The following is a 12,436-nucleotide window of genomic DNA, read 5'->3' on the forward strand; positions in this document are numbered from 1 at the left end:
GCCATGGATGCTCAGAGCTACCGGGAGTTCTTCGGACAGCTTCCGACCGGCGTCACCGCCATTGTCGCCAAGTCGCCGGCGGGGCCGGTGGGCCTCATCGTCGGCACCTTTTCCTCTGTATCCCTTGATCCGCCACTCGTCAGCTTCATGGTGACGAATGGGTCACGGTCCTGGGCGGCCGTAAGGCCAGAAGGTCGGTTCACAGCAAACATTCTCGCCAGTGATCAGCGGCAGCTCAGCCAGACATTGTCAGGTTGGTCCCCTGACAAGTTTCGAAGCATCAAGTTCGAGGACGACCACGAAACCGTCATTCGGGACTGCCTTGCCTGGGCAGACTGCTTGCTTGAACGGGAGGTCGAAGCAGGTGACCACATCATCGTTCTTGCAAAGCCGCTTCAGCTGACTGTCGGGCGCCCAGCCAGGCCACTCATTTTTTTTCAACGCGCGTACCATCGCACACTTCCGGTCGAGGACTCCCGCGCACCGGGTTGGGCTTGAGAGCGGAAGACGGCGATCTTGATGTTTGCCTAGATCCTAAAATCTCACGGGCTTTGTACAGTCCCAACCAGTGGAGCAAGCAAAGTGAACAGCATCAGCACGATTAAAGTGCAAGCGCCTCGAGACGAGCTCCTCGACCAGGCCCGCGTGATCGGTGAACTTGCCTGGAGCCTGCGTGCACAAGGCGATCGCGACCGCAGGATGTCGGATCAGGTTGTCGACGCGCTGCGGGCAAGCGGGCTGATGAAGCTGTGCCGGCACCGGAGATGGGGCGGGGCCGAGGCCGACCCGATGACCTTCCTCGACGTTGGCCGCGAGCTCGCGCGTGGTTCGGCTTCGCTCGGCTGGATCTACACCGTCCTTGGCTTTCACGACTGGTACATGGCGTTTGCTTCTGATCAGTTGCAGCAAGATGTTTGGGGCGACGAGCCCGACGCTTTCGTCTGTGATTCGTTCGCTCCGGTCGGTCAGATCGAGCGTGTGGCAGATGGTTATGTGTTGACCGGCCAATGGCGGTTTGCGAGCGGCATAGAATGGGCATCGTGGATCGGCGTCGGCGGTATTGCTGTAGCACCCGATGGCGAGCGGCCCGAGCATATCCTGTTCTTCCTGCCGAAGAAGGACCTCACAATTCACGACGATTGGAACACGCTCGGATTGCGTGGGACGGCCAGCCGCGCCGTTTCGGTCGATCGCATCTTCGTCCCGGAGCATCGCGCGTTCGCTCTCGGCCGTACTGCCGTTGAGCGCGGTGCGGTGGTCAATGATGGGCCGCTATGGCGGATGCCGCTCATGACCATGCAGGGCTTGGCGGTCCTTACCCCGTCAGTCGGCGTCGCGCAACGCATGGTCGATGAGTTCCATGCCTGGACAAATCAGCGCGTACGTCCCTACGAGGGTATTCCCGCCAAGGAGATGCCAGCAGCCCAGCTCATCCTGGCGAGTGCCGCGACCCAGTGGGACGCGGTTTGGGCACTCGCTCAGAAGTATGCCGAGTATGGCTGGAATCGAGCGCTCAGTGGCGAGAGTTTCGTGATCACCGATGAGGAGCGCGCGCAACTCTTCTCGTGGCGTGGATTCATTGGTCGTACGTCGGTCGAGTTGAGCGACGAGCTCTACACGAGTGCGGGTGCGATGGCGCTCTTCGAGACTCATCCGATGCAGCAATGCTTCCGCGACATCCACTCGACCGGGGTCCATATCGGCGTTGACCGTGCCGACGCCTATACGAGCCGCGGCCGTGTCGCGATGGGCCTGCCCGGTAATCCGAACCACTGAGTGGATCGATCCAAAAGGAGATCGCTATGCTTCAAACTGTCGCTAAAATTGAGCCAGAAGCCACGACGGTGGAAAGCGTGCTCGATGATGTCCGCGCGCTTTTGCCGGCCATTCGCGCGCGTGCCGAACAGTCGGAGCGCGACCGTTCCATTCCCAGGGAATCGGCGCAGGAGTTTCTTGACATCGGGCTCGCGCGCGTTCTGCTGCCCAGGCGGTATGGCGGCACCGAGCTTGGGCTGCAGGCCTGGGTCGATTTGTGCATTGAGATCGGCAAGGCCGACGCTGCCCATGCCTGGTGCGCAAGCCTGATGATGCACCATCCACACTACCTTGCTCAGTTTCCTGACTCTGCTCAGGCGGATGTCTGGGGTGATGGTCCGGATGTCTCGATCGCGCTCACGTTCACGCCAACCTCGAAGGTTGAGTTCGTCGAGGGTGGCTACCGGCTATCCTGCGCCATCCCCTATCTCAGCGGCATCAATCACAGCACTCGGGTCGTCATCGGCGGCATGGTGCCAACCGACCGCGGGCCACCGGACTGGACGTTGTTCCTGATCCCGGGGCAGGACTTCACGGTCAAGGACACATGGCAGACGGTCGGTATGCGCGGTACCGGCAGCAACACGGTCGTGGTGGAAGACGTCTTCGTGCCTTTCGAACATACGTTGCGCGTCGATGACATGCGCGAGTCGACCACCCCGGGCACGAAGTTGAACAAGGCGGGCATGTTCCGCGCCCCATGGATCTACTATGCGGGTCTTACGTTTGTAGCACCCATGCTTGGCGCGGCGCGCGGTGCGCTGGAAGATTACAGGGCCTGGACGGCGGAGCGCGTCAGCCTGTTCGGCTCCCAGGTGGCCCAGTATACGAGCATCCAGGTGCATCTCGCGCGCGCGGCGGCGAACCTCGATGCCGCCGAGTTGCTCATGCAGCGTTGCGTGCAGGACGCGGAGCGGCCGGATGCAACCCGTCACGATCTGCGGACGCGCGCGTATCGGGACCAGTCGCGCGCCAGCGAGCTCATTGTCGAGGCAATCGACATGATCATGAAGATCTCGGGTGCGGCGGGATTTGCCTCGACGAGCAGTATCCAGCGCGCCTGGCGCGATGTGCACTTCGCGGCAAGTCATGTCGGGCTCAATCCCGAGGTGAGCTTCGCCGCCTGGGGCCGTCAGCAGTTCGGCCTCGAGCGCGATCCGAAGCAGGGAATGTTTTAGAGCCTGGCACGCCGGAACAACGGAGGCCGCCATGTGCATCGATGTACACACTCATCATCTCCCGGCAGCCTATATGGACATGCTGCATGAGGGGGGCGGCCCGACCTTCGGCGCCGCGCATGACGAGAGTGTTTTGCACAAAATGATCGATGGGCAGGAGGAGGTTGGGATTCGCTGCCAGATCATCAGCACCGGTCCCAACAGCCCCTACCTGCGCGACCGGGCGCAAGCCGTCGCGGCAGCGCGGACCGTCAACGATGCCTACAAGGCGGTGGTCGACCGGTATGAGGGCCGGTTTGCCGCCTTTGGGAGTGCGCCATTGCCGCACGCCGACGCGGCGGCCGCGGAAGCGGTGCGCTGTCTCGACGAACTGCAGTTTGTGGGCATGCATTTCGGCTGCTCGGCCCTCGGCCACGCCCTCGACAGTCCGGCGTTTGCGGACATGTGGACGGAGCTCGATCGCCGCGAAGCCATTATCTACATCCATCCCGGCGGCATTCTGTGCGGTACGGAGCCTGGTCTTTCCGGTATGGACGACGCCGGCATTGCCGTGACCATCGGCAGTGCCGCCGAACTTGCGACGGCCGCTCTGCGTATGGCCGCGCTGTGTCGGACGCATCGGCGGCTTCGCGTCATTATCGGCCTGCTCGGCGGCTCCCTGCCATTTTTGTTGGGTCGCGTGGTTTGGCTGGGCGAGCGGTTCAAGGGCAGGTCGCTGCTCGCAGCGGAAAGCCCGAACGGGTCCCTCATCGCCGAGCTTCGCCGTTTCAGCTACGACACGAACCTGCTGCCCGACCCAAAGGTGATCGGGTTCGCGCGTGAGGCCTATGGCCTGGACCGGCTTTTGTTCGGCAGTGATGCGCCTGGCATGGCGCCGCAGGTCACCGCCCGCTTCATGCGCGACGGCGGTCTCACGGAGGATGAGTTTGCCGAAATATCGGTCCACAATCCTGGGCGCCTGTTCGGCCAGCGCCTTGCAGATCAGCCCCTCGACCAGACCACCCATTGAGCTCAGATCGCAGGAGAGATCACATGGCTTTGACTTCGATGACCACTCAGTTGGACCGTGAAAGCGGTGTCGACATCATGGTCGCTTCGATCGAGGCGGCGCTGCCCAGGCTGCAGGCGAATGCGCTGGCGGAAGAGAAGATGGGCCGTCTCAGCCCGGAGACGATCGATACACTCAATGAGATCGGCGTCTTTCGGATTAGCGTTCCGCATGAGTATGGCGGCCTGGGCTATTCGACCGAGGATCAGCGGCGCGTGTTTACCGCAGTTGCCAAGATTGCCGGCTCGACCGGCTGGGTGAGCTGGGTGACCACCACACACGGGCGCTGGATCACCATGTTCCCCAGGCAAGCCCAGGACGAGGTCTACGGAACCGAGTGGGTCGGGCCGCTCCTCTCGGGTGTGTTGTCGCCCAACGGCCCCGGCCAGGCGCGTCGCGTCAAGGGCGGCTATATGCTGAGCGGCCGCTGGCCATTCTGCAGCGGCTGCCGCCATACGGCATGGTCGGTCCTTGGTTCGATGATCGAGGGAGCCGATGGCGAGCCCGACATGCTCCTGCCGCTCGTCCCGACCGCGGATCTCGAAATCCTCGACGACTGGGCGGTCAGCGGCATGAAGGCAAGCGGCAGCAATACCGTCCTGCTCGCCCGCGAGACGTTTGTTCCGGAGTATAGGGTCATAAGGATGAAGGATGCCGTCGCCGGCAACTGGGCGTCGTCGCCGCCCGCAGGCCAGGTGCTCTATCGCAACAACTTCCTGGACTACACAACGATCCTTTCGGGTTCCACACCGCTCGGCATGGCGAAGGGTGCGCTCGACTATTACCTGCAGCGATTGGATAAGCGAGGCATCGTCGGGACCGATTACAAAATCCAGGGCGACGCTCCGGTGGCGCACCTCCAGCTCGCCGACGCGATGGCGCGCATCGATGCGGCTGAGCGGCTGCTCTCCGCCGACTGCAAGGAGCTCGACCGTCGTGCCGCGGTCGGTGAGGAGACCAACGATCTCTTCCAGACAAAGCTCAAGTTCGATGTGGCGCTCTCGGTGCGCGGATGCTGCGAGGCAATCGAGATCCTGCATCGCGGAAGTGGTGCCTCAACGATTCACGAGGCGAACCCAATGCAACGCTATGCACGCGACGCGCGGGTTGCGACGGTCCATGCCCATATTAATTACGAGACCTGCGCCGAGAACTATGGTCGGGCAATCGCAGGCCGGCCGCTCTTCGGCCATTTCTCCCGACTTGAGAAGAAAGCCGCCGCCTGATCCTACGCACAGCTGCGCCGGGCTGCCGGCACGCCGGAGTTGGAGACATGGAGTTCAGCGTTCGATCACCCGGCTCTGGATCATTCAGATCACGTGACGCATCAGACATGATCGTGCCTTTGTCGGCGCGGCCGGCGGCTGTGGCTCATGGGAGGCGGTCGGCTGGGGTCCGGCAATTATTCGGTGACAAGCGTCTTGCGGATCTCAAGCCCGTCGACAGGATAGACGTCGCACCCGGCGGGGCTTTGCGCAGAGACCTGCGCGGTGCCGTTGCCGCCTTGGGCAATTTCGACGGAGTGCATGGCGGACATCAAAGCGTCATCGCGCGCGCCGTCGAGATGGCGCGCGATCGTGGCGTCGCCGCGGTGGTGGCGACGTTTGATCCCCATCCGATCCGGCATCTGAAACCCGGAACAGGCCCGTTTGCCCTGACCACGCTGGACCAGCGCCGGACTTTGCTGCGCGCCGAAGGGGTCGACGCGTTGCTCGTATTCGGCTTCGACGACAGGCTCGCCAAAGCCACGCCCACTACCTTCGTGCGGGACTGGCTGGGCCAGCTTGGCGGTGTCGTCACTGGCAGAAACTTTGCGTTCGGGCATCGTCGTGCCGGTTCTGTCGAGATGCTATGCGCCCTCGCGCACGAGCATGGGCTTACGAGCGATACGGTCGGTCCCGTTGTCCTGGGCGGCGGCATGGTCTCGTCGAGTCGCATCCGTGCCGCTCTTGCCGAAGGTCGCTGCGCCGAGGCTGCCCACCTGCTGAGCCGGCCGTTCTGCATTGAAGGGGTGATCCGACATAGATGGCAGAAGCGCCCGGCTTGGGAACTGTCCAATGCAAGCCTCGACCTTGGGGAGTACCTGCGGCCGCGATGCGGTGTCTATGGGATACGCGGGCGCCTCGATGACGGTCGTATTCTGTGGGGGTCGGCGGCTTTCACCGCGCCGATCAAGGAGGAGCTTTACCCGGCGGTCGATCTTTTCCTCCCGGAGCTCGGCGAGCGCGACTTCGGACGGATGATCTCAGTCGAACTGATCGGCGATCTGCACCATCGTGAGTCGTATGATGTTCCGATCAGGTCCGCCCCCCGAACTGCTGCGTGTTTGCATCCGTCGCGGCAGCTTTTGGCGACACCGTCTGGGTGACGGCGAGGCAGAGATATGATGGTGAGCGTTCCATCGCGCTGGTGACCGGTGCGAACCGCGGGATTGGGTTCGAGGTCGCACGTGTGCTGGCAAGCAGGGGCTGCGCGGTTTGGCTTGGTGCGCGCGACACCGCCCGCGGCGCCGCCGCGGCCGGCCGACTGTCCGCGCAAGGCCTGGATGTCACCGCGCTGGACCTCGACGTCGCTGACGAAAACAGCGTTCGTCGCGCGGCGGCTCGTGTCACAGCGGCGGGTTGCCGGTTGGACATCCTGGTCAATAACGCAGGTGTCGCTCTCGGCTCCGGCACATCTCCGAGCGTACTCGATATGGAACAGATCCGCGCCATGTTCGAGATCAACCTGTTCGGCTGCATCCGAACGACGCAGGCTTTCCTGCCGCTTTTGCGTCACTCGGCAGCTGGGCGGGTCGTCATGGTCAGCAGCGACATGGGCTCGCAGGGTCATCAGACTGACCCGGGCTTTCCTTATTACGACCTGAACCCGATGGGTTATGCCGCGTCCAAGGCGGCAATGAACGCCGTTGCAATCGCCTTCGCCAAGGAGCTCCGCGGCTCGCCGATCAAGGTCAATGTGGCCAATCCCGGCTTTACAGCCACCGATCTCAATGAGCATCGCGGCGTGCGTACGGTCGAGCAGGGCGCCGAACCGATCGTTGCCCTGGCCATGCTGCCGGACGACGGTCCCACAGGAAGCTTTCTGGGGCCGGATGGGCCGGAGCCCTGGTGAGGTTGCCCGACGGCGATTATCGCCTATGAACGCGACATTTGCGACCGCCTTTGAGCCGGACTGCAAGCAGGCTGTCGGCAGAAAGTCGGGCCAATCCAGTTAGTATTTATACTGGTGAACTATCACTACTTTACCAGGCCGCGGCAAGGCTCCAAATCGGCTGAGGAAACCCGTGCGCGAGTGCCACAGGGTTTACGCCGATCTGGCCGCCAGATCGCGGCCCGTTGCCAATATACCGCGTTTATCCACGCAGTCGTGCAGGACTTAACAACGGAGATAATCCCATGAGGCTTAAGAACAGGACGATATTGATCACCGGTGGAACCAGCGGCATGGGTCTCGAGCTTGCCAAGCAGCTGCTCGAGCCTGGCCGCCACAATACGGTGATCATTACCGGCAGAAGTGATGAAAAGCTTGAAGGTGCCAAGCGGATCCTGCCGGGAGTGCATACCTTTAAAAGTGATGTCGGCGATCCCGCCGCGATAGAGTTGCTGCGGGATCGCGTACTTGGGCAATTCCCGGCACTCGACACGCTCATCAACAATGCCGGGATCATGCGCGTACAGAAGTTCAACCAGGACCAGGAGATCGAGGACATCACGCGTGAGATCGAGGTGTGTTTCAGCGGACCGGTGCGGATGGTCCAGCAGTTCATTCCGCACCTCAAGACATGCAAGGGCGCGTTGCTGATCAATGTGTCGTCCGGGGCAGCCCTGGTTCCGTTCCCGATATCGCCGGTCTATAGCGCCGCGAAGGCCGCTCTTCACTCGTTTACGGAATCCTTGCGTGTGCAGATGCAATTCACCGGGGTTTCGGTCGTCGAGTTGATCCCTCCGGGAGTCGAGACGCCGCTGTTCAGAAGCGAGGAGTTCGCACGGGAAATGAAGGTGCCAAAAGGCATGGAGGCGCGGGTGTTCGCGCAGAAGGCCATAGCCGGCATCGAGGCGGGCAAGCTCGAAATCCGTCCAGGTCTGGCCAATGTGCTCAAGGTGATGAGCCGGATGGCTCCGGGGTTCGCGCTCAAGCAGATGGGCAAGATGACCCCGGCCTTCGCAGCCAAGCCCGTCATCTCGGCAGGCAGCGCCTCTACCGCAGGAAACAGGGCGGTCCCGGCGGGAGCGATGGAATAACCTACTGGTTGTCGGCCGCCGCCCGGCTGCGTAGCACGTCGAGCGGATGCCAGGTGCCGTCCTGCTCGAAATGCCAAAAGGTCCAGCCGTTGCAGGACGGCGCGTTGGTCAAAGCGGCGCCGACCCGATGGATCGAGCCGCGCACTGCGCCCGCGACGAGGCTGCCGTCCGGGGCCACGGTGGCGCTGACCCGGTGCTGGCGGTCGGTCAGCACGGTGCCGGCGCGAACCAGTCCGCGCTCCACCAGGCTGCCGAACGGCACGCGTGGGGTCTCGCGCCGCCCCAGGGTGGTCATCACGCTCTGCACCGGCAGCGGACGCTCGCGTCGCACCCGGCCGATCGCGGCCTCGGCATAGTCGGGATGGCGCTCGATGGCGATGAAGTGCCGACGCAGCCGGCGAGCCATCGCCGCTGTCGTGCCGGTGCCGGCGAACGGGTCGAGGACGATGTCGTCGATGCCGGTGCTGGCGAGCAGGATGCGGTGCAGCAGGGCTTCGGGCTTTTGCGTCGGATGCAGCTTGAGCCCGTGTGCGTTGCGTAGCCGCTCCGGGCCGGTGCACAGCGGCAGCAACCAGTCGCTGCGCATCTGCATGTCGTCGTTGAGCGCCTTCATCGCCTGGTAGTTGAAGCGATAGCGGCTGGTCTTCCCGCGCGCCGCCCAGATCATCGTCTCATGCGCGTTGGTGAAGCGACGGCCGCGGAAATTCGGCATCGGGTTGGATTTGCGCCAGATCACGTCGTTCAGGATCCAAAAACCGAGATCCTGCAGGATGGCGCCGATGCGGAAGATGTTATGGTACGAACCGATCACCCACAGCGTGCCGTCCTTGCGCAGTAGACGCTGTGCCTCGCCGAGCCAGGCGCGGGTGAAGCGGTCGTATTCGGCAAAGTCGCCGAAGCGGTCCCAATCGTCGTCGACCGCATCGACGAGGCTGTCGTCGGGACGGCGTAGCTCGCCGCGAAGCTGGAGATTGTAGGGCGGGTCGGCGAACACGCAATCGACCGAGGCGGACGGCAGCATGCCCATCAGCTCGACGCAATCTCCCACAAGCACCTGATCGAGCGGGAGATCCATGGTGCGTCGCCCGCAGCTCAGGGGGCGGTGAGGGCTGCGAGTTCGCGCACCAGGCCGAAGCTCCGGCGATGGTGCCGGCTGGCGCCGAGCGCGCGCAAAGCGAGCCGGTGTGCCGGTGTCGCATAGCCGGCGTTACGCTCCCAGCCATAATGCGGCAGCCGCACGGCGAGCCGCGCCATCAGCCGATCACGCGCCACCTTGGCGATGATCGAGGCGGCGGCGATGGACAGGCACAGCCCGTCGCCGCCGACCACGCACTGCACCGCGCAGGAGAGACCGGGATGGCGGTTGCCGTCGACCAGCACCAGGTCGGGAGGGAGCGGCAGACGCCGCACCGCACGGCGCATGGCCAACAGGCTTGCATGGAGGATGTTGAGCGTGCCGATCTCCCCGACCGAGGCGGCCGCGACCGCGATCTCGACGCCGGGGCAGGCCCTGATGGCGGTGGCGAGATGATCGCGTTCGGCCGCGCTGAGCTTCTTGGAGTCGTCGATCAGCTCGGCAAGGTCGGCGGGAACGCCGCCGCCGAACAGCACGCAGGCGGCGAGAACCGGGCCGGCCAGAGGGCCGCGGCCGACCTCGTCGACACCGGCGACCCGTCCGCCATGCAATGCCTCGCGTGTATAGTCCGGCATGGGCACCCCGAGATAACGGACGGGCCGACTCGTCGTGCGAATCGAACCAGGCCGTTCAAGGTGCCATGCAAACCATCAACCCGACGGCAAAGGCAAGTCAGGCCTTGCGCGACGGGATCAGCAGCAGACCGAGCAGGAAGCCGAGCAGGGTGGCGACACCGAGGGCGGCGAGCGGATTGTCGCGGACCAGCTCGGTCGCCGCCTCAAGCCGGCCCTGCGCCTCGTCCAGCGTGTCGTCGATCGCATCGCCGAACTCGCGCTGCGCCATGCCGGTGAGCTGGTCAATTTTGCCCTCGGCCTGCATGCCGGTGTCCCCGGTCAGGCCGCCCGCCGCGTCCTTGAGCCTGCCGGTGCCCTCGGTGACAATGCCTTCAACCTTTTCACTCATCTGATCTCATGCTCCGTCTTTGCGCCATGGGGGGGTTGCGGCATGGAACGAAGTCACGCGCCCGCGAGTTCCAACATTTGCGCGCGCCACCTGAACGGCGAGGGAGGCGAGAATGAGCAGGCGCATCGGTGGTCTTTCGGGCCGCGCGAGGACCACCGCCCTGATCATCGCCAGCGCGTTGTTCATGGAGCAGCTCGACTCCACCGTGCTCACCACGGCTTTGCCAACGATGGCGCGCAGCTTCGGCGTCGATCCGCTGCATATGAGTGCGGCGCTGACTTCCTACCTGGTCGGACTCGCGGTGTTCATTCCGGCCAGCGGCCGGCTTGCCGACCGGCTCGGCAGCCGCAGCGTGTTCCGCGCCGCGATCGCGCTGTTCCTGTTGGGCTCTGTGCTCTGCGCGCAAGCTCCGAACCTGCCGTTCCTGGTGACGGCACGGCTGCTGCAGGGCGCCGGTGGGGCGATGATGGTGCCGGTCGGCCGGCTGGTGCTGTTGCGCACGGTGAGCAAGAGCGAACTCGTCTCGGCGACCTTCTGGATGCTGCTGCCGGCGACGATCGGCCCCTTGTGCGGACCGATCGTCGGCGGATTCCTGACCACCTATTTGTCCTGGCGGTGGATCTTCTACATCAACGTGCCGGTCGGGCTGCTCGGCATGGCGCTGACCACGCGCTTCATCCCGCAACTGCGCGAGACGGTGCGCAGCGCCTTCGACCTGCGTGGCGCAGTGTTGTCCGGCACATCGCTCGCCTGCTTGATCTTCGGGTTGGAGTCCGCGAGCCTTGGCACCGGTGCGCTGGGCCGCACGCTTGCAATTCTCGGTGTCGGATTTCTGTCCGCGCTGCTCTACAGCCTGCATGCGCGCGTAGCCCGCGACCCGATCCTGGATTTTGGACTGATGCGGATCGCCACCTTCCGGCTGTCGGTGCTGGCCGGCTCGCTGACCCGGATCGCGGCAGGGGCGGCACCCTTCCTGATCCCGTCGATGCTGCAACTCGGCTTCGGGATGAGTGCGGCGCAAAGCGGGCTGATTACCTTCACGGCACCACTCGGCGGCCTGTCGATGCGGTTCTGGGCGCGCGGCGTGCTGCGCCGTCATGGTTTTCGGAGCGCCATGACGGCAAACGGCGCCATCGGTGCCATCCTGATGCTGGTGTGCGCGGCCTTGCGTCCCGGCTGGCCGTTCTGGGCAATCTCCGGGGTGCTGTTCCTGATCGGCATGGCGCAGGCGCTGCAGTTCACCGCCTACAATACCATTGCCTATGCCGACGTGCCGACCGCCCAACTGAGTGCGGCGACCAGCTTCTATGCCACATTCCAGCAGATGACGCTGACGCTCGGGATTTGCATCGCGGTCGCGAGCATGGCGATTGCGCGCGCTGCGAGCGGCCGCGACCGGCTCGATCTCACCGACTTCAGCGTCGGCTTCCTTACGGTGGGAGCACTGGCGCTGTTCGCGGCGCCGGTCGCATCACGGTTGGCGTCGGACGCCGGATCGGAGCTCAGCGGGCACGGCAAAGCGCCCGCATCCTGATGGACCCGGGCGCGTCAAAACGATTGTAAGAGATGGCCTAGCTGAAGGAACGCGTCGACCACATGCTGCCGTAGTTGCCGGAGCGCGGGGTGAACATCTCGCGGATATTGGCGAGGATTTCCGCCTCCGTGCGCTCGGCGCGATCGGTCGACTCGTCATTGGCGGTCAGGGCAGCGACCTCGAGCGCAAAAAGCTTCCGGAACATGTCGATCTCCTTCGACCTGTGGCGACCGGTGCGCCTGACCCCCTTGAGCAAAGGAGGCTGGCGCGCCCCGTCATCGGATAAGAAACCCATAGCACTGCCTCACGCTCGCCACAATCTTGCCTTGATGCCCTCACGCAGCCGTGTTTCGTTCGTTGTACGTTCTGCGCCAAGAGGACGGCGATTGTATCCTCCGTCACAATTCGGAACCAACCCTGCGCTCTCGCGACGGTGAGATTTTCTGGTAGCGTGCTTTGCTATAGGGGGCTGCCGCAGCGCGTCATTCCGGCGTGACGCCGGCCGCCCCGGGGATGACG

13 protein-coding genes are annotated in these 12,436 nt (G+C 64.1%); 9 read left to right on the forward strand and 4 right to left on the reverse strand.

Annotated elements, in window-relative coordinates; translation table 11 throughout:
- Positions 1-3 precede the first annotated feature (3 nt).
- The 8 genes from ACQY4K_RS17895 to ACQY4K_RS17930 all read left to right on the forward strand — a co-directional run bounded on the left by ACQY4K_RS17895 (position 4) and on the right by ACQY4K_RS17930 (position 8,285).
- A complete protein-coding gene (locus tag ACQY4K_RS17895) occupies positions 4-498 on the forward strand; it encodes a flavin reductase family protein (protein ID WP_428391548.1) in 495 nt (164 codons plus the stop codon).
- 84 nt (positions 499-582) lie between these two features.
- Complete coding sequence (locus ACQY4K_RS17900; RefSeq protein WP_428391549.1) at positions 583-1,776, forward strand: hypothetical protein; 1,194 nt, start codon at positions 583-585, stop codon at positions 1,774-1,776.
- Positions 1,777-1,853: 77 nt separating this feature from the next.
- Positions 1,854-2,993: an acyl-CoA dehydrogenase family protein gene (locus ACQY4K_RS17905; protein WP_428391550.1), complete on the forward strand. Its 1,140-nt coding sequence runs from the start codon at positions 1,854-1,856 to the stop codon at positions 2,991-2,993.
- A 31-nt stretch (positions 2,994-3,024) separates the two neighbouring features.
- Complete coding sequence (locus tag ACQY4K_RS17910) at positions 3,025-4,002, forward strand: amidohydrolase family protein (RefSeq protein ID WP_428391551.1); 978 nt, start codon at positions 3,025-3,027, stop codon at positions 4,000-4,002.
- Positions 4,003-4,025: 23 nt separating this feature from the next.
- Complete coding sequence (locus tag ACQY4K_RS17915) at positions 4,026-5,267, forward strand: acyl-CoA dehydrogenase family protein (RefSeq protein WP_428391552.1); 1,242 nt, start codon at positions 4,026-4,028, stop codon at positions 5,265-5,267.
- A 245-nt stretch (positions 5,268-5,512) separates the two neighbouring features.
- A complete protein-coding gene (locus ACQY4K_RS17920; RefSeq protein ID WP_428391553.1) occupies positions 5,513-6,409 on the forward strand; it encodes a hypothetical protein in 897 nt (298 codons plus the stop codon).
- Between the two features lie 41 nt (positions 6,410-6,450).
- Positions 6,451-7,155, forward strand: a complete 705-nt coding sequence (locus ACQY4K_RS17925) for an SDR family NAD(P)-dependent oxidoreductase (protein ID WP_428391554.1) — start codon at positions 6,451-6,453, stop codon at positions 7,153-7,155.
- A gap of 284 nt (positions 7,156-7,439) precedes the next feature.
- On the forward strand, positions 7,440-8,285 hold the full coding sequence (locus tag ACQY4K_RS17930; RefSeq protein WP_428391555.1) for an SDR family oxidoreductase: 846 nt from the start codon (positions 7,440-7,442) through the stop codon (positions 8,283-8,285).
- A 1-nt stretch (position 8,286) separates the two neighbouring features.
- Here ACQY4K_RS17930 and ACQY4K_RS17935 read toward each other — a convergent pair whose 3' ends face one another.
- From ACQY4K_RS17935 to ACQY4K_RS17945, 3 genes are all read right to left on the reverse strand, one after another.
- Positions 8,287-9,360: a site-specific DNA-methyltransferase gene (locus ACQY4K_RS17935; RefSeq protein ID WP_428391556.1), complete on the reverse strand. Its 1,074-nt coding sequence runs from the start codon at positions 9,358-9,360 to the stop codon at positions 8,287-8,289.
- A 17-nt stretch (positions 9,361-9,377) separates the two neighbouring features.
- Positions 9,378-9,995 carry a ribonuclease HII gene (locus tag ACQY4K_RS17940; protein ID WP_428391557.1) on the reverse strand — a complete coding sequence of 206 codons (618 nt, stop codon included), beginning with the start codon at positions 9,993-9,995 and terminating at the stop codon, positions 9,378-9,380.
- 97 nt (positions 9,996-10,092) lie between these two features.
- Entirely contained in the window at positions 10,093-10,383 is a 291-nt protein-coding gene (locus tag ACQY4K_RS17945; RefSeq protein WP_428391558.1) for a CsbD family protein, read from the reverse strand.
- 112 nt (positions 10,384-10,495) lie between these two features.
- Here ACQY4K_RS17945 and ACQY4K_RS17950 point away from each other — a divergent pair, with 112 nt between their 5' ends.
- The gene (locus ACQY4K_RS17950; protein WP_428391559.1) at positions 10,496-11,917 is read left to right on the forward strand and encodes an MFS transporter; all 1,422 of its coding nucleotides are present in this window, start codon (positions 10,496-10,498) and stop codon (positions 11,915-11,917) included.
- A gap of 37 nt (positions 11,918-11,954) precedes the next feature.
- Here ACQY4K_RS17950 and ACQY4K_RS17955 read toward each other — a convergent pair whose 3' ends face one another.
- Positions 11,955-12,122: a hypothetical protein gene (locus ACQY4K_RS17955; RefSeq protein ID WP_428391560.1), complete on the reverse strand. Its 168-nt coding sequence runs from the start codon at positions 12,120-12,122 to the stop codon at positions 11,955-11,957.
- Between the last annotated feature and the right edge of the window lie 314 nt (positions 12,123-12,436).

Source organism: Lichenicoccus sp. (assembly GCF_965276875.1).
Taxonomy (GTDB): Bacteria; Pseudomonadota; Alphaproteobacteria; order Acetobacterales; family Acetobacteraceae; genus Lichenicoccus.

Excerpts from the sequence above, each read along its gene's own strand:
- ACQY4K_RS17895 (WP_428391548.1), top strand. The coding sequence starts at position 4 with ATGGATGCTCAGAGCTACCGGGAGTTCTTCGGACAGCTTCCGACCGGC.
- ACQY4K_RS17910 (WP_428391551.1), top strand. The coding sequence starts at position 3,025 with ATGTGCATCGATGTACACACTCATCATCTCCCGGCAGCCTATATGGAC.
- ACQY4K_RS17915 (WP_428391552.1), top strand. The coding sequence starts at position 4,026 with ATGGCTTTGACTTCGATGACCACTCAGTTGGACCGTGAAAGCGGTGTC.
- ACQY4K_RS17930 (WP_428391555.1), top strand. The coding sequence starts at position 7,440 with ATGAGGCTTAAGAACAGGACGATATTGATCACCGGTGGAACCAGCGGC.
- ACQY4K_RS17935 (WP_428391556.1), bottom strand. The coding sequence starts at position 9,360 with ATGGATCTCCCGCTCGATCAGGTGCTTGTGGGAGATTGCGTCGAGCTG.
- ACQY4K_RS17940 (WP_428391557.1), bottom strand. The coding sequence starts at position 9,995 with ATGCCGGACTATACACGCGAGGCATTGCATGGCGGACGGGTCGCCGGT.
- ACQY4K_RS17945 (WP_428391558.1), bottom strand. The coding sequence starts at position 10,383 with ATGAGTGAAAAGGTTGAAGGCATTGTCACCGAGGGCACCGGCAGGCTC.
- ACQY4K_RS17950 (WP_428391559.1), top strand. The coding sequence starts at position 10,496 with ATGAGCAGGCGCATCGGTGGTCTTTCGGGCCGCGCGAGGACCACCGCC.
- ACQY4K_RS17955 (WP_428391560.1), bottom strand. The coding sequence starts at position 12,122 with ATGTTCCGGAAGCTTTTTGCGCTCGAGGTCGCTGCCCTGACCGCCAAT.